Source organism: Pseudomonas sp. RC3H12 (assembly GCF_018596375.1).
Taxonomy (GTDB): domain Bacteria; phylum Pseudomonadota; class Gammaproteobacteria; order Pseudomonadales; family Pseudomonadaceae; genus Aquipseudomonas.
Genome location: NZ_CP075595.1, coordinates 26,841 through 41,758, shown reverse-complemented (window position 1 = coordinate 41,758; position 14,918 = coordinate 26,841). Strand labels below are relative to the sequence as shown.

The following is a 14,918-nucleotide window of genomic DNA, read 5'->3' as shown; positions in this document are numbered from 1 at the left end:
TTAGAAGTTCACGCCGAAGCTGAGCGCGACGAAGTCGCGGTCATCCACGGTGGTGTACTTGCCATCGAAGAAGTTGGTGTACGACAGGCTCGCCGTGTAGGTGTTCTGGTACTCGGCGTCCAGGCCCAGGCTGATGGCCTTGCGCCCTTCCTCGAAGTTGCCGCCAGGCCCCGGGGAGTAGCCGTCGACATCGTGGGACCAGGCCACGCTCGGGCGCAGGTTCACACCGGCGAAGACGTTGTTGTAGTCCCAGATGGCGCGAACGCGATAACCCCAGGAGTCGGAGGTAGTGAAACCGTCGTTTTCGCAGTAGCGCGACAGGTTGTTCTGCTCGACACCCGCCAGCGTCGTGGCGTTGAGGCTCTGGCAGCGGCCATTGGGCAGCGGGCCTGGGCCGTAGACCGGGTCGCGGCCATAGCGGGCCTTGGAGGTGCTTTCCAGGCCACCGACGTGGGTCCAGCCTACCTCGCCGACCATGGTCAGACGCTCGGCGCCCATGACTTGGTCGAAGAAGTGGGTGAACGTGGTTTGCAGCTGGGTGATTTCCTTGCGGCGATAACCTGGCTGGTCGGCATCCGGCGTACCGCGCAGGACCGACGCGTTGGGATCCAGCGGAGTCAGCCCCGAATACAGGATGTCGGTGGTATTCAACTGTACCGGTGCATTCGGCCGATAGCTGATCTCACCGCTCCAAGCGGTACCGGTAGGCAAGGTGGTGGAGAAGCTCAAACCGTAGAGACGGATGTCCTCGGGGTACTCGACGTAGTAGCTGGAGTTACCCGCAACGTACAACGGCATCAGTGCCTGGAGCAGGGCCGGGTTGGTGGCGGCGGCCCCCGGTACGCCGGCCCGGACCAATGCCCCAGCCAGGTTGGCCGGATTATAGAAACCGGCGGCGGCGCCGCGACCGCTGAAGATTGGCGCCCGGCTGTGGTAGTTCATGAAGTAGCCACCGAACTCGGTGTTCAGCGGCTCGTACATGTAGCGCAAGGCCACACCGAACTGGCCGCTGTCACGGGCATCACGGTCAGGGCCGCGGCGCACGATCACGCCTTCGTCCGGCGAGCCCCAGGACACGCCCTGCCCGGTCAATGCGTTCATGGCAGGCCCGGCAAACGGGCCGATCTGCGCGGCCAGGGCCCTTGACACGTTGGCCTGCTTGGCCAACACCGCCAGGTTGTTGTTGCAACCGTCGGCGATCACGTCAGGCTGGGAGAAGAAGGTACCGCAGTTGTCGACGACGGTCTGGTCCCACTCGATCTGGTAGAAGCCTTCGGCGGTGAGGTTGTCGGTCACGCTCTGCGACACGTAGAACATGTTGACGGGGATCAGGCCTTCCTTGATCTCCGCGCCAGGGCGACGGAACGCCGAGACATCGATGGGGTTGATGGCGTTGATACCGCCGCCAATGAAGGTACTCTCGCCCCAGCTCACCACCTGCTTGCCCAAGCGCACGTTGCCCGGCAGGTCGCCGATGCTGTAGTTGTGGTAGACAAAGGCGTCGAGCAGTTCCGCGCCCGAAGACTTGGCGCCTTCCTTGCGGTTCGAATCGCTGATGTCCTTGAACTGGCGGTTTTCATCCTTGAGCTCGAAGTCGTACCAGTACTTGCCACGGACGAACACGCCCGTGTCACCGTACTTGAGCTCCAGGTCGTGGATGCCCTTGAAGATCTTCGAGAACGTCTCGCCTTTCTTGAAGTTCAGGTGGCCATCGTCGGAGGTCTGCGACAGCCCCCTGCCGCCGTTGTTGGCCCCGATGAGGTTCTTGTTGGGGTTGGCCGTCGACCAGCTGGCGCCAACGGAGAGCGACGAGTCGAACTGGCCTTCGATTTCACCGATGTTGAAGCTGACCGCGAAAGCAGGACTTGCGAGCGTGGAAGCGAGGCTGACGGCCAGAGGCAGTTTCGCCCGGCGCCAGAACGGGTTTGCAGATGTCATCGACGCTACTCCATGTACTTTTTTGTTATGGCAGTGAGTCCTTTCAGAAACGGCTCGAGCGCCTGGTGAAGCAGGCTCCTGCCCGTGACGCCGCGCGTTGCCGTGCGGCGCCCTCCCCCATTCCTGAAAATCCCCTGACCCGACTATAGCCAGCGGTCACAGGTGCTTGATCCCTCTAAAGTGTGATTTGCGCGTCCTGCTTGCGGCCCACCCCGATCGGCCGGCCTGCGCGCTGGCAGTGCTCAAGCATGGCTCAATTCTGTCGTTTGACAAGGCGTCATCCTGTCTAGCTTGCGGGGTCGCGCTTGAGAAAGCGCGACCCGCGCCCGCGTTACAGGGTGGAAAGGAAAGCGCTGTTACTGGCCTGCCACTGGCTGATGTCGACGCGGATGCGCTTCTTGTCGAGCTTGCCGACGCTGGTCTTGGGAATTTCAGTAACAAGGGCGATCTGGCTGGGAATCGCCCACTTGTTGATGTGTCCCTGCTCCACGAAAGGCTTGAGATGTTCCTTGAGCGCACGCGCCTCGATGCTCTGCCCCTCGCGCACCACCAGCAGCGCAAACGGGCGCTCCCCCCACTGCGGGTCAGGCACGCCCACAACAGCCACTTCTCGTACTGCAGGGTGGCGACTGATCAGGTCTTCCAGGTCGAGCGAAGAAATCCACTCGCCACCGGTCTTGATCACGTCCTTGATGCGGTCGCGAATATCGATGAAACCCATGCCATCGAGCGTGGCGACATCGCCGGTGTGCAGCCAGCCACCCTGCCAGAGTTCCTCGCCCTTCTCCGGCTCGCGGAAATAACCCATGGTCAACCAGGGCGCGCGCAGCACCAGTTCGCCCTGAGTTTCGCCATCGGCAGGCAGGAAATTGCCATTGCCATCGACGATGGCTGCCTCGACCAATGGCACCGGCACCCCGGCCTTGATCCGGTAGCTGGTACGCTCATCCTCGCTTCCGGCCTGCAGCTCGTCGTTCAGGTGCGCGGCACTGATCAGCGGGCAGGTTTCGGACATGCCGTAGGCGGCGGTGAGCTGGATGCCACGGGCCAGTGCAGCCTGATACAGCGCGCGGTTGAGCGCGCTGCCGCCGATGATGATCTTCCAGCCACCGAAATCCTGGCCGGCTGCCGACGGGCAGTTGAGCAGCATCTGCAGGATGGTCGGCACGCAGTGGGAGAAGGTCACCTTCTCCTCACGCCACAGCCTGATCAGCATGTCCGGCTCATAACGCCCGGGGTAGACCTGCTTGATCCCCATCATGGTCGCCGCGTAGGGGATGCCCCAGGCGTGCACATGGAACATCGGCGTGATCGGCATGTAGACATCGTTGCTGCTCAGCAGCCTCACGCTGTCCAGGCTGCCGAGTACCGAGGTTTCGGCCAAGGTATGCAGCACCAGCTGGCGATGGGTGAAGTAGACGCCCTTGGGGTTGCCCGTGGTACCGGTGGTGTAGAAGGTGGTGGCCACCGAGTTTTCATCGAAATCGGGAAAGTCATAGTGCGGGCTGGCCGCGGCCAGCAACTGCTCGTACTCGCCTTGCAGGCCCGGCAGGTCGGCAGACTTGTCCGGCCCATCGGTCAGCAACACGGTACCTTGCACCGTGGTCAGCTGCCCGGCGATGGCCTGGTAGAGGCCGATGAAATCACTGTTGACCAGCACGAAGCGGTCTTCGGCGTGGTTCATGGTGTAGAGGATCTGCTCCGGCGACAGGCGCACGTTGATGGTGTGCACCACGGCGCCGATCATCGGGATGGCGAACATGCATTCCAGATAGCGGTGGCTGTCCCAGTCCATCACCGCCACGGTGTCGCCGGCCTTCACACCAGCCTCGGTCAACACGTTGGCCAGGCGTGCGATGCGCTCGTTCAGTTGCGGGTAGGTGAGGCGGAGCTGATCGCGGTAGACGATCTCGCGGGTCTTTTCGTAGCGGCTGCCGGACATCAGCAGGCGCTTGATCAGCAGCGGGTACTGGTAAGCGCCCTCGGCGGGCTTGATGATGCGCGTCTGCAACATGGGTATCCCTTTTCTTCAAAGCGGGCAGGACAGTTCAGGCAACAACTGTAGTTCGGTGACGCAGCGGTCAAATCAGCCGAAGGAATGATTTGTGCCGCAGAGGTATGAGCGCAGGCGCTACCGTTGACGAGCGGCGCCGCCGGGCCGGACACTGCGCCGACCCCATCCTGCCCTGCCACCGGAGCCCCAGATGTCCAGCCCACGTCGCGCCGTGTTTCTCGATCACCAGTCACTGGACCTGGGTGACCTCGACCTTTCGCCGCTGCATGCCCAGTTCGACACGTTGCAACTGCATGCCACGACCCGCCCGGAGCAAGTCGCCGAACGCCTGCAAGGTGCCGTGGCCGCCATCAGCAACAAAGTGATGCTCGATGCCGTCACGCTCGCCGCCAACCCGCAACTCAAGCTGATCCTGGTGGCGGCCACCGGCACCAACAATGTCGACCTGGCCGCCGCCCGCGCCCAGGGCATCACCGTGAGCAACTGCCAGGGCTACGGCACGCCGTCGGTGGCCCAGCACACCCTGGCCCTGCTGCTGGCCCTGGCCACGCGCCTGTGCGACTACGAGCAGGCGGTGAAGGCCGGGCAATGGGCCAAGGCCAGCCAGTTCTGCCTGCTGGACTTCCCCATCGTCGAGCTGGAGGGCAAGACCCTTGGCCTGCTTGGCCACGGCGAACTGGGCGGCGCGGTGGCGCGCCTGGCCGAGGCCTTCGGCATGCGCGTGCTGAGCGGGCAGATCCCCGGCCGCCCGCCCCGGGCCGACCGCCTGCCACTGCATGAGCTGCTGCCGCAGGTCGATGCCCTGACCCTGCACTGCCCGCTCAACGAGCAGACCCGGCACATGATCGGTGCCCGCGAGCTGGCGCTGCTCAAGCCCGGCGCACTGGTGGTCAACACCGCCCGCGGCGGGTTGATCGACGAGCAGGCCCTGGCCGACGCGCTGCGCGGCGGCCACCTGGGTGGCGCAGCCAGCGATGTGCTGAGCGTCGAACCGCCGGTCAACGGCAACCCACTGCTGGCGGCGGACATTCCCCGCCTGATCATCACCCCGCACAGCGCCTGGGGCGCGGTAGAGTCGCGCCAGCGCATCGTCGGCCAGCTGGCCGAGAACGCCCAGGCCTACTTCGCCGGTCAGCCGCGACGCGTGGTCGGCTGACCCGCCTCTGGTACACTGCGCCACTTTTTCAGGAGGCGTCGTCCATGGACCCGCGCAGTGAAGTGTTGCTCCGCCAGGCAGAGCTGTTCCAAGGCCCACTGCTGGTCGCTGGCGCCCAGGCCGATGGCCTGCTCGGCCAGTTGCCCGGGGCCCACGGCTGGACCTGGCATGCCGGCGACCAGGCCGTGCTCGAGAGCCGCTTCGCCGGGCGCAGCCATTACGGTGTCGAGGTGCCCGAGGTAGCCTTCGACGCCGCCGTGCTGTTCCTGCCCAAGTCTCGCGAGCTGGCGGCCTACCTGCTCAACGCCCTGGCCTCGCGCCTTGCCGGTCGCACGCTGTACCTGGTGGGGGAGAAACGCGGCGGCGTCGAAGGCGCGGCCAAGCAATTGCAGGCCTTCGGCAGGCCGCGCAAGCTCGACAGCGCCCGCCACTGCCAGTTATGGCAGGTGACCGTGGACAACGCGCCCGAGGCCAAGCCGCTGGAAAGCCTGGCCGAACGCTTTGAACTGCCCCTCGAAGATGGCCCGCTGCAGGTGATCAGCCTGCCCGGCGTGTTCAGCCACGGGCGTCTGGACAAGGGCACCGCGCTGCTCCTGGAGCACCTCGACGGCCTGCCGATCGGCCATGTCCTGGACTTCGGCTGTGGTGCCGGGGTGCTCGGCGCCACGATCAAGCGTCGCTATCCGCAGAGCCAGGTCACCTTGCTCGATGTCGACGCCTTCGCGGTCGCGGCCAGTCGCCTGACCCTGGCCGCCAATGGCCTGGAAGGCGAGGTGATCAGCGGTGACGGGATCGATGCCGCTCCCCGCGGCCTGGACGTTATCCTGAGCAATCCGCCGTTCCATACCGGTGTACACACCGACTACCATGCCTCGGAAAATCTTCTGAAAAAATCCAGGGAACATCTGCGAAAAAGTGGGGAAATCCGTTTGGTAGCCAACAGCTTCCTGCGTTACCAGCCGCTCATCGAAGGCGCTCTGGGCAACTGTGAGATCCGTGCCGAAGCACAAGGTTTTCGCATCTACCGCGCAACACATGGATAAAAACAGGGCTTGCCGAAAGCGATTCGCCTAGGCAGAATCCGCTCCGTCCTAGGGGAGTAGTCTCCCGCGAGCACCCTGCTCGCCCGGTACGCGTCAACACACTTGGCCCACAGGCCATGGCGCGTGCGACCCACGATCTGCGCAGACAGGTCCAGGGTTTGACAAGACCTATGACACGCACACCTTACCCGGGGCGGGGAGGTCGTACGTGTCATAGCCGTGTCGACCCGCCCCCGTAGGAATCCTGATGCTGGAATCATTGCTCGTCCCTACCGCGATCGTCGCGCTTGCCGAAATCGGCGACAAGACGCAATTGCTCGCGCTCATCCTCGCCGCCCGTTTCCGCAAGCCCTGGCCGATCATTGCCGGGATCGTCGCCGCGACGCTGGCCAACCATGCCGCCGCTGGCGCGGTCGGCGCCTGGGTCAGCAGCTTCTTTACCGAGTCGGTGCTGCACTGGATCCTCGCCGCGAGCTTCACCGCCACCGCGCTGTGGACCCTGGTACCGGACAAGATGGACGATGAAGAATCCAGCAACGCACGACGGTTCGGGCCATTCGTGACCACGCTGATCGCGTTCTTCCTGGCGGAAATCGGCGACAAGACCCAAGTGGCCACGGTGATGCTGGCCGCCCAGTATCCGCACCTGATCATGGTGATCATCGGCACCACCCTGGGCATGCTGATCGCCAACGTGCCGGTGGTGCTGGCGGGCAACTTCGCGGCGGAGAAACTGCCGCTGACGCTGATCCGTCGCCTGGCGGCGACCGCGTTCGTGGTGCTGGCCATCGTCGCGGTGTATTCGGCGATGAAGACCAGTGGCTGGATAGGGTGAAGCAGCGGCAAGTGGCAAGTTACAAGCGGCAAGAAAGAGCAGGTGCATCCTGACTTGCCGCTTGAAGCTTGTAGCTTGTAGCTGCTTTTACTTCTTGGCCGCCTGATACAGCGGCATCACCTTCGGAATCGCCGCCTGCAACGAAGCGATACGGCTGCTCGAAGCCGGGTGGGTGCTCATGAACTCTGGCGGCGCGCCTTCGGACGCCTTGCTCATCTTGTTCCACAGGGTGATCGCGGCGTTCGGGTCATAGCCGGCACGGGCCGACAGTTCCAGGCCGATCAGGTCGGCTTCGTTCTCGTTGGCACGGCTGTTGGGCAGGGTCATGGCGTAGTTCACCACGGTGTCGGCCATGGCCATGCTGTCCTGCCCCAGGCCAAAGATCGCGCCGGCGCCCTGGCGGGCCATTTCCACGCCGTAGGCCTTGGACATCGCTTCACGGCTGTGCTCGCGCAGGGCATGAGCGATTTCATGACCCACCACCGCGGCGATCTCGGCATCGGTCAGCTGGAGCTGATCGATCAGCCCGGTATAGACGATGATCTTGCCGCCCGGGCCGCAGTTGGCATTGAGCTCGTCGCTCTTGATCACGTTGACTTCCCAGTTCCACTGCGCGGCATCCGGCCGGAACTGCGGTGCCTGGGCGATCAGGCGCTTGGCGATGGCCTGCACGCGCTTGGCATCATTGCTGCTTTTGTCCAGCACGCCCTTGCTCGACGCCTCGCCGAGGGTCTGCTGGTAGGACTGGGCGTACATCTTGTTGACCTCATCGGTCGAAAGCATGCTGAACATGTATTGCTGGCGTTGCACGCCCACGGCACCACCACTGGTGGTATTGACCGCCTGACAGCCGCCAAGCAGGACGCCGACCGTCAGCATGCTGACAACGAATGACTTACGCATGAAAACACTCCCTTTTTACGTGCCGCGTATCCTAGGCCCAGACGCCCGCCCCTGCCAGAGCCGCGGGTAAGATTTCTGACAAGGTCCTCATGCTTTGGTATTAGCCCGCCGATAACACTCGGTAACGACCTCCTTGCGCGCGGAGCTTTGCCATGAAGTTCAAGTCGATCCAGTTTTCCGTGGCCGCCCTGGCCGGTGCCATCGTGCTGAGCATTGTCGCGGCCCTGGTGCTGTACGCCGTCTACTCCGGGCAACGCACCCAGGCGCTGGTGCAACAGCGCACCCAGCAACAGTTCGAGAACGTCATCGAGCAGCGCCTCACCGCCCTGGCACGCACCCAGGTCAGCGAAATCCAGCGCGGCCTCGAAGCCCCGCTGTCGATCGCCCGCAGCCTGGCCACCGGCAACGCCATGCTCGGCATGCAGGCAAGCGACGGCCAAGCGCTGATGCGGGTCGACCGCGAGCACCTGATCAACCAGCTCAAGCGCACCGTGGAGGTCAACCCAAGCGTGCTCGGCGCTTACCTTGGCTGGGAGCCCAACGCCCTCGACCATGCCGATGCCCGCTACGTCGGCAGTAGCCTGGTGGGTATCGACAGCGCCAACGGCCGCTTCCTGCCCTGGTGGTTCCGCAATGGTGATGGCAGCCTTGGCCAGGACAAGCTGGCCGATGTCGACGACCGCACAGTGCTCGCCACCGGCGTGCGCGCCAGCGAGTACTACCTGTGCCCCAAAGAGTCGAAGAAGGCCTGCGTGATCGACCCCGCGCCTTATAAAGTGGGCGACAAGATGGTCATGCTGGCGTCGTTCGTCGAACCGATCATGGTCGATGGCCAGTTCCAGGGCATGGCCGGCGCCGACCTGTCGGTGAACTTCATCCAGGACCTGCTCAATGCCGCCGATCGCCAGCTGTACGACGGCGCCGGGGAGCTGGCGCTGGTTTCCAGCAACGGCCGCCTGGTGGCCTATACCCGTGACCCGGCGAAATTCGGCGAGAAGGCCAGCGATGTGCTGGACAGCGACGAAGCCGGCACGCTCAAGAACCTCAGCGGCGAAACCCTGCACTACGAAGTGGACGCCGGCAAGGATCGCATCGAGCTGTACCTGCCGTTCAAGGTCGCCAACACCGATGCGCGCTGGACACTGCTGCTGGAACTGCCGCTGAGCGCCGTGATGGCCGAAGTCAACCAACTGCAGCAGGACCTGGCCGAACAGCGTCGTACCGATATCACCGGCATGACCCTCGTCGGCCTCGGCATCGCCGCCCTTGGCCTGCTGGTGATCTGGCTGCTGGCCCTGGGCATCGCCCGCCCGCTCAGGCAGATGGTGGCGATGCTCGACGACATCGCCCAGGGCGAAGGCGACCTGACCCGTCGCCTGCACAGCGACCGTGCCGACGAACTGGGTGCCATCGCCAAGGGCTTCAATACCTTCCTGGCCAAGTTACAGGCCATGATCAGCCAGGTGGTGGGTTCGGTGCAGAAGGTCAGCGACTCGTCCGAGCACACCGCCGACATCGCCATCCGTACCAACCAGGGCGTGCACAAGCAGATGGCCGAGATCGACCAGGTGGCCACCGCCGTGCATGAAATGACCGCTACCGCCCAGGATGTAGCGCGCAACGCCACGCAAGCGGCCCAGGCCGCCAGCGCGGCCGACCGCGCCGCCAACCAGGGCCTGGAAATCGTGCGCGACACCTCCAGCGCCATCAGCGCCCTGGCCAGCGAGATCGGCCGCGCAGTCACGGTGGTCCAGGACCTGGCCCGCGACAGCGAAAACATCAATGCCATCCTCGTGGCCATCCGCGCCATTGCCGAACAGACCAACCTGCTGGCGCTCAACGCCGCCATCGAGGCCGCTCGCGCCGGCGAGCAGGGTCGCGGCTTTGCCGTGGTCGCCGACGAAGTGCGCAACCTGGCGCAGAAGACCCAGCAGGCGACCGAGGAAATCCAGCAGATGATCCAGCAGTTGCAGCAGGGCACCCGCGAGGTGGTCAAGGTGATGGAGGACAGCCAGGGCAAGACCGACGACAGCGTGCTGCAGGCCAGCCGCGCCGCCGAGGCGCTGGAAAGCATCACCCAGGCGGTGTCGGTAATCAACGACATGAACACCCAGATCGCCAGTGCCGCCGAGGAGCAGAGTGCCGTGGCCGAGGACATCAACCGCAATGTGATCAACATCGGCCAGGTGGCAGGCGAAGTGGCGGGCGGTGCCGACGAGTCGAGCCAGGCCAGCGCCGAGCTGACCAAGCTGGCGGAGCAGCAGCGCCGCCTGATCAATCAATTCAGGGTGTAGGTATCAAAAGGGGCGGGGGGTGGGAGCGGGCTTGCCCCGCGATACGATCCTCGCCTCACCACCGCCATCGCGGGGCAAGCCCGCTCCCGCCAGAAAAGCTGTTTGCTCAAGCCGGGGTCAGGCACTCCGGCCCATCGAGCTTCGGATCGTTGACGAAATACGCCAGCGCCCGCTCACGCAGCGCCGTCGGCGGCTTGGCCAGCAACTCGTGCAGCTTCGCCATCGGCGTGTCGGGATCCAGCCACAGCGCCTGCTCGGCCTCGTCCAGAATCAGCGGCCGACGCTGGTTCATCGCCGCTTGCGTCACCACCGCACAACTCAACCACTCTTGTTCCTGCACCGGGTAGACCTCCCACACCGCGGCGAAGAACAATGACGCACCCTCCCCCGGTGTCACCCAGTACGGGCGCTTGCGCGCCGTGCCGCGCCATTCGTAGAAGCCGTTGGCGGGCATCAGGCAACGCCGCTGGCGCAGGGGCTCGCGAAACATCGGCTGCTCGGCGAGGGTTTCGGCACGGGCCTGGGCTGGTGTACGGGAAAGGTCGGTGAGCCAGGCCGGGGTCAGCCCCCAGCGAGCGCTGGCCAGCTGCAACTGGCCGTCGACCTGGCGTTGAATCAGGACCGAGGCGCCGGGCGCGATGTTCCATTGGGCCTTCTGGCCCGGGGGGAAGCCCGGCAGGCCGGCGAAGCTCTGGGACCAGCGAAACAGGGCGTAGCGTCCACACATGGGCGAAATCAAAACCTAGCAGATCAGGGTTCCGGGATAACTCTCCGGTTCGTCACCGGCAAGCGGCTGGGCGGCATTGTACTCATCGATCAGCTGCCGTGCGTACCCGGCCTGCTCGTCGGGCACCGCCAGGCCGAGCAAGCCGTGCATCGGCAACTCGCCCACGGCGCCCATCAGGTCGCGCCCGACCAGGTGCACCTCGATGCCTTCGCTGGCCAGCATGCCCACCAGCACCTGGGCCTCCAGCAGGCTTTCCGGTTCATAGATTCGCCGCATCAGTCGTTCTCGCCAAAGACATCCAGCATCCACTCCTCACCATGGACCTGCAGCACGAAGCGAATGGGCTTGCAGCACACCTGGCAGTCCTCGATGTATTGCTGGTCACCGCCGGACAAGTCCACCGTGGTTTCGACTTCCTCGCCACAATAAGGGCAATCGTAGAGCGCAGTTTCCAGCATCGCGGCCTCCGGAGTGACTTGTGCGTATAATTGCCGGTCTGTTTACAGGGCCTGTGTGCGTCCGAGCCGTTTTTCGGAGCCCGCCCCTACCTAATTACCCTAGCCGTTTCCAACAAGAGAGCATGATGGGCGAATTCGATGCCATCCGACCGTACGACGACGCTGAGGTCCCTGCTGTGCTGGCACGCCTGCTCAGCGACCCGGCATTCCTCGATATCCTCACCCACTTCCGCTTTCCGCGCGCGGCGGGTGCCTTCGGCTGGCTGCTCAAACCACTGATCGCCCGGCGCCTGCGCAAGGAATTTGCCGGCGTGACCTGCGTGTCCACGCTGCAGGACAAGGTCGAGTACTACGTCGACCGCACCATCGACCGCGCTACCGACGGCGTCACCTACAGCGGTGTCGAACAGCTCAAGTCCGGTACCGCCTACCTGTTCCTGGCCAACCACCGCGACATCGTGATGGACCCGGCCTTCGTCAACTACGCGGTGTACCACGCCGGCCTGCCGACACCGCGCATCGCCATCGGCGACAACCTGCTGCAAAAGCCGTTCGTCAGCGACATGATGCGCCTGAACAAGAGTTTCATCGTGCACCGTTCGATCAGCGGCCGCCGCGAGAAACTGGCCGCCTATCAACTGCTCTCGGCCTATATCAACCACTCGATCCGCAACGATGGCGCGTCGATCTGGATCGCCCAGGCCGAAGGCCGCGCCAAGGACGGTGACGACCGCACCGATTCGGCGATCCTGAAAATGTTCCACATGAGCCGCAAGGACGAACCGTTCGGCGCGGTGATCCAGAGCCTGAACCTGATCCCCGTGTCGATCAGCTACGAGTACGACCCCTGCGACCAGGCCAAGGCCCGCGAGCTGTACATCCGCGCCACCACCGGCACCTACAAGAAGGCACCCGGCGAGGACGACAACAGCATCGCCCAGGGCATCACCGGCTACAAAGGGCGGGTTCACATCAACTTCGCCCCCCCGGTGACCGAGTACCACGAGGACACCAAGCAGCTGGCGCAGGCCATCGACCGGCAGATCCTCGGCGGCTACCGGCTGTTCCCGGTGCATTACCTGGCCTATGCGATGTGGGCAGAGAAGGATGCGGCACTCGAAGTGCCGAGCGCGGAGAAGCTGTTCCCGGCCGATGAACTGGCCAAGGCCAAGGAAGAGTGGCAGCGCCGGCTGGATGCCTGCCCGGTCGAGCAGCAGCCGTACCTGGTGCAGCAGTACGCGACCCCCGTGCGCAATCAGTACCAGGTGAAGCGGCAGCCGGCATCGGTCTGACGAGACGTGGGAGCGGGCTTGCCCCGCGATAGTGTCAACTCAGGTGACAGCGTCGCCCGAAAATATGCAATCGCGGGTCAAGCCCGCTCCCACGCAGCAACCGAAACGCCTTTAGATCCAGGTGCTGAACCAGGACAGCAGCAACGCCATCGCCAGGCAGCAGAAACCGAGGATGTAGTAATAGCGCGGCACCCGCTGCTCGAGTACGTCCACCACACCTTCATCCATCGCCAGGCTTTCCTTCACGAGCGCCTCGCGGCGTCGGGCGCCATGCAGCAGCAGCCCGCCCGGGCAGGTGATCAGCAACGCCAGCAGATTGATCAGCTTGGCCGGATGGGCGGCCAGGAAGCCCCAGAGCACTTGCAACGACATTACGCGACCTCGGTATCACGTGTGGCAAAGCCCGGCATTCTACCCAAGCCGACTTCAACCACCGCCACTTTGCGACCAGCTGTCATCGAATTTCATCTGTCACACGCCCGTCATCAAGACAGGCCACCCTGTCGGTCTTCAACTGACCGGAGCTAGTCATGCTGCACGCCGAAAACCAGGACCGCCTCTACCTCGTGGCCCAGAGCGACGAACAACAGGCGCTGATCGACGGCTTCGCGATCAACGTCCAGGACCGCCAGTGGCTGGTATATTGCGCCCTGGGCGGGCATGCCCATGATGACCTGCCGGAGATCGACCCGCACACTGGCATCAGCCTGCTGGACTTTCACGTCCAGGCCGCCTGATCGGTCCTAGTGTGGTGTTTTGCAAATACGACCAATCACTCGCGAGTTATGGTCGTTATTTGTGAAACACCACACTAGATACAGCCATGAAAAAGCCCGCTGCCTGTTTCGCAGGCAGCGGGCTTTTTTACGCGGTATCGGCGTGCTTACTCGCCCAGTACCTGACCGACGGTCGGGTCCTTGAACAGGCGGGTCAGGGCATCGCTGAGCACGTCACTCACCAGCTTGGTGTTGGTTTCCTGGTTCGGCGCCATGCCGAAGCGCTGGTCCAGCGACGCACCGTAACGGCCGCTGTAGCGACGGTTGGCATTCGACACGTCAGCGCGGAAGGTGGCACCGATGGTCGCCTCGGTCACGTACATCTTGTCCTTGGGCGACTGGTACTTGAGCTCGGCCAGGGTCACGGTCAACTGCGGGGCATTGCCGGCATTCGGCGTCGGGGTGAAGCCCAGCAGGCGCACCGCCGCCTCGGCCTGGGCCTGCAGCTTGGGCACCACGTCATTGCCATTGACGGTGATGGTGCTGGTCTCGGGGTACATGCCACCACGGGTGCCGAGCGACTGCGAGGCGCGCCCGTCGACAACCCTGACCACCACCGGCTGGCCGTGGCCGACCGGAGCCAATTGCTGGGTGAGCTTGGGTTGCGGGCTGAGTTGCTGCGGGCTGTGGGCACAACCGGCCAGGCTCAGGCTGGCCACCGCGAACAAACCGACCAACAGACGTTGCAACATGCGCATTTCTCCAGAAAAAGCGGCAAAGGCCCACAGTATACCTAGCGCGCCACACGCCAGCCATCGCCCGGCCCGCTTGTCACAATCGTTTCATGCCCCTGCGTTTATCCTTGCGCCAGCCCTCACTCACAGGACGCCACGTCATGGCCTCGCTCTGGACCCTGCTCTTCCACCGCCCGCGCCACGCCACCTACGCCCGCCTCGACAGCGATGGCACCTGCCTGGCCTTCAAGCACTGCGCCACACCACCGGGCAACGGCACCTGGGTGCCGGTCAGCGAAGCGCGACTGGCCTGGCTGGGCCACCCGCTACCGGCCAGCGCCCGGGTTTGCGACGGTGCAACGCGCCGTTGGCAGCAACGCACCCTCGCAGCCTGACAAACGCTGCAATAAAAACCCAACAAGTACGCCCTTTCCGCCCGCGACATCGTTATAATCTCCCCCCGATTATAAGGACGTCTCCTGATCGGGCCCCGCATTCGCCGCTTCAACCCGGCACCCTCGACGCTTCGCCCACAGAGAGCCTTCCACTCAGGTCTTGCATTGGCTGTCGTGCCTGCTGTTTCCGGCCGTCCGCTGCGCATGAACCTGCGGGTTGCCATCGCGCAGTCCACTTTTGAGGTTCACGACTCCAAAAGAGCGTGAAAAAACGGTTTTTCACAACTTCACGAGAGTGTGGCGAGCAAATGAACAGTCTGGCATGTGCAAGAGCGGCAGATGTGTACCGAACAGCCCTGAACAGACGGCAAAAGCGCTCATCCCTGATGAATGCCTGAGGCCGGTCCATAACG

At 64.1% G+C, this 14,918-nt stretch carries 15 protein-coding genes, 1 pseudogene and 1 riboswitch; of the genes and pseudogenes, 8 read left to right on the top strand and 8 right to left on the bottom strand.

Features of this window, described 5'->3' with window-relative positions:
• Positions 1 to 1,938: a DUF1302 domain-containing protein gene (locus tag KHO27_RS00220; protein WP_110700662.1), complete on the bottom strand. Its 1,938-nt coding sequence runs from the start codon at positions 1,936 to 1,938 to the stop codon at positions 1 to 3.
• 331 nt (positions 1,939 to 2,269) lie between these two features.
• Positions 2,270 to 3,952 (bottom strand): fatty acid--CoA ligase, encoded by a 1,683-nt coding sequence (locus KHO27_RS00215; RefSeq protein WP_214501002.1) that lies wholly within the window; start codon positions 3,950 to 3,952, stop codon positions 2,270 to 2,272.
• A 190-nt stretch (positions 3,953 to 4,142) separates the two neighbouring features.
• On the opposite strand from KHO27_RS00215, the gene KHO27_RS00210 reads away from it, so the two are divergent.
• The 3 genes from KHO27_RS00210 (at position 4,143) to KHO27_RS00200 (ending at position 6,986) form a co-directional block, all read left to right on the top strand.
• Positions 4,143 to 5,108, top strand: coding sequence for a 2-hydroxyacid dehydrogenase (locus KHO27_RS00210; protein ID WP_111531678.1), 966 nt, complete (start codon positions 4,143 to 4,145; stop codon positions 5,106 to 5,108).
• Between the two features lie 44 nt (positions 5,109 to 5,152).
• Positions 5,153 to 6,151 carry a methyltransferase gene (locus tag KHO27_RS00205; RefSeq protein ID WP_110700668.1) on the top strand — a complete coding sequence of 333 codons (999 nt, stop codon included), beginning with the start codon at positions 5,153 to 5,155 and terminating at the stop codon, positions 6,149 to 6,151.
• Between the two features lie 38 nt (positions 6,152 to 6,189).
• Positions 6,190 to 6,311, top strand: a riboswitch (yybP-ykoY riboswitch).
• 90 nt (positions 6,312 to 6,401) lie between these two features.
• Positions 6,402 to 6,986 carry a TMEM165/GDT1 family protein gene (locus KHO27_RS00200; RefSeq protein ID WP_177485989.1) on the top strand — a complete coding sequence of 195 codons (585 nt, stop codon included), beginning with the start codon at positions 6,402 to 6,404 and terminating at the stop codon, positions 6,984 to 6,986.
• A gap of 87 nt (positions 6,987 to 7,073) precedes the next feature.
• Here the strand turns inward: KHO27_RS00200 and KHO27_RS00195 are convergent, their stop codons facing one another.
• A complete protein-coding gene (locus KHO27_RS00195) occupies positions 7,074 to 7,889 on the bottom strand; it encodes a M48 family metallopeptidase (RefSeq protein ID WP_023631454.1) in 816 nt (271 codons plus the stop codon).
• A 152-nt stretch (positions 7,890 to 8,041) separates the two neighbouring features.
• On the opposite strand from KHO27_RS00195, the pseudogene KHO27_RS26430 reads away from it, so the two are divergent.
• Both KHO27_RS26430 and KHO27_RS26425 read left to right on the top strand, forming a co-directional pair.
• Positions 8,042 to 9,328 (top strand): annotated as a pseudogene (locus tag KHO27_RS26430) (methyl-accepting chemotaxis protein); the annotation flags it as partial.
• Between the two features lie 12 nt (positions 9,329 to 9,340).
• Positions 9,341 to 10,183, top strand: coding sequence for a methyl-accepting chemotaxis protein (locus KHO27_RS26425; RefSeq protein WP_371919247.1), 843 nt, complete (start codon positions 9,341 to 9,343; stop codon positions 10,181 to 10,183).
• Between the two features lie 106 nt (positions 10,184 to 10,289).
• Here KHO27_RS26425 and KHO27_RS00185 read toward each other — a convergent pair whose 3' ends face one another.
• From KHO27_RS00185 to KHO27_RS00175, 3 genes are read right to left on the bottom strand one after another with little or no spacing between them, the layout of a single operon-like run.
• Complete coding sequence (locus tag KHO27_RS00185; RefSeq protein WP_110703091.1) at positions 10,290 to 10,910, bottom strand: SOS response-associated peptidase; 621 nt, start codon at positions 10,908 to 10,910, stop codon at positions 10,290 to 10,292.
• A 15-nt stretch (positions 10,911 to 10,925) separates the two neighbouring features.
• Positions 10,926 to 11,186, bottom strand: a complete 261-nt coding sequence (locus tag KHO27_RS00180; RefSeq protein WP_023630964.1) for a putative signal transducing protein — start codon at positions 11,184 to 11,186, stop codon at positions 10,926 to 10,928.
• Positions 11,186 to 11,368: a CPXCG motif-containing cysteine-rich protein gene (locus tag KHO27_RS00175; RefSeq protein ID WP_110703088.1), complete on the bottom strand. Its 183-nt coding sequence runs from the start codon at positions 11,366 to 11,368 to the stop codon at positions 11,186 to 11,188. Before KHO27_RS00175 ends, KHO27_RS00180 begins: the two co-directional genes overlap by 1 nt.
• 125 nt (positions 11,369 to 11,493) lie before the next feature.
• Between KHO27_RS00175 and KHO27_RS00170 the strand changes: the two genes are divergently transcribed.
• The gene (locus tag KHO27_RS00170; protein WP_110703086.1) at positions 11,494 to 12,660 is read left to right on the top strand and encodes a 1-acyl-sn-glycerol-3-phosphate acyltransferase; all 1,167 of its coding nucleotides are present in this window, start codon (positions 11,494 to 11,496) and stop codon (positions 12,658 to 12,660) included.
• Between the two features lie 111 nt (positions 12,661 to 12,771).
• Here the strand turns inward: KHO27_RS00170 and KHO27_RS00165 are convergent, their stop codons facing one another.
• Positions 12,772 to 13,032, bottom strand: a complete 261-nt coding sequence (locus KHO27_RS00165) for a hypothetical protein (protein WP_110703083.1) — start codon at positions 13,030 to 13,032, stop codon at positions 12,772 to 12,774.
• A gap of 158 nt (positions 13,033 to 13,190) precedes the next feature.
• Between KHO27_RS00165 and KHO27_RS00160 the strand changes: the two genes are divergently transcribed.
• Positions 13,191 to 13,397, top strand: a complete 207-nt coding sequence (locus KHO27_RS00160; RefSeq protein ID WP_046857121.1) for a hypothetical protein — start codon at positions 13,191 to 13,193, stop codon at positions 13,395 to 13,397.
• 146 nt (positions 13,398 to 13,543) lie between these two features.
• Here the strand turns inward: KHO27_RS00160 and KHO27_RS00155 are convergent, their stop codons facing one another.
• Positions 13,544 to 14,128 (bottom strand): YajG family lipoprotein, encoded by a 585-nt coding sequence (locus KHO27_RS00155; RefSeq protein WP_023630961.1) that lies wholly within the window; start codon positions 14,126 to 14,128, stop codon positions 13,544 to 13,546.
• Between the two features lie 143 nt (positions 14,129 to 14,271).
• Between KHO27_RS00155 and KHO27_RS00150 the strand changes: the two genes are divergently transcribed.
• Positions 14,272 to 14,505, top strand: a complete 234-nt coding sequence (locus KHO27_RS00150) for a hypothetical protein (RefSeq protein WP_102685298.1) — start codon at positions 14,272 to 14,274, stop codon at positions 14,503 to 14,505.
• The last annotated feature ends 413 nt before the right edge of the window (positions 14,506 to 14,918 follow it).

Bases quoted from the DNA above. Each gene is read 5' to 3' on its own strand.
- KHO27_RS00205 (WP_110700668.1), top strand. From the start codon at position 5,153: ATGGACCCGCGCAGTGAAGTGTTGCTCCGCCAGGCAGAGCTGTTCCAA.
- KHO27_RS00165 (WP_110703083.1), bottom strand. From the start codon at position 13,032: ATGTCGTTGCAAGTGCTCTGGGGCTTCCTGGCCGCCCATCCGGCCAAG.
- KHO27_RS00155 (WP_023630961.1), bottom strand. From the start codon at position 14,128: ATGTTGCAACGTCTGTTGGTCGGTTTGTTCGCGGTGGCCAGCCTGAGC.
- KHO27_RS00210 (WP_111531678.1), top strand. From the start codon at position 4,143: ATGTCCAGCCCACGTCGCGCCGTGTTTCTCGATCACCAGTCACTGGAC.
- KHO27_RS00170 (WP_110703086.1), top strand. From the start codon at position 11,494: ATGGGCGAATTCGATGCCATCCGACCGTACGACGACGCTGAGGTCCCT.
- KHO27_RS00175 (WP_110703088.1), bottom strand. From the start codon at position 11,368: ATGCTGGAAACTGCGCTCTACGATTGCCCTTATTGTGGCGAGGAAGTC.
- KHO27_RS00195 (WP_023631454.1), bottom strand. From the start codon at position 7,889: ATGCGTAAGTCATTCGTTGTCAGCATGCTGACGGTCGGCGTCCTGCTT.
- KHO27_RS00215 (WP_214501002.1), bottom strand. From the start codon at position 3,952: ATGTTGCAGACGCGCATCATCAAGCCCGCCGAGGGCGCTTACCAGTAC.
- KHO27_RS00185 (WP_110703091.1), bottom strand. From the start codon at position 10,910: ATGTGTGGACGCTACGCCCTGTTTCGCTGGTCCCAGAGCTTCGCCGGC.
- KHO27_RS26425 (WP_371919247.1), top strand. From the start codon at position 9,341: ATGATCAGCCAGGTGGTGGGTTCGGTGCAGAAGGTCAGCGACTCGTCC.
- KHO27_RS00150 (WP_102685298.1), top strand. From the start codon at position 14,272: ATGGCCTCGCTCTGGACCCTGCTCTTCCACCGCCCGCGCCACGCCACC.
- KHO27_RS00180 (WP_023630964.1), bottom strand. From the start codon at position 11,186: ATGCGGCGAATCTATGAACCGGAAAGCCTGCTGGAGGCCCAGGTGCTG.
- KHO27_RS00220 (WP_110700662.1), bottom strand. From the start codon at position 1,938: ATGACATCTGCAAACCCGTTCTGGCGCCGGGCGAAACTGCCTCTGGCC.
- KHO27_RS00160 (WP_046857121.1), top strand. From the start codon at position 13,191: ATGCTGCACGCCGAAAACCAGGACCGCCTCTACCTCGTGGCCCAGAGC.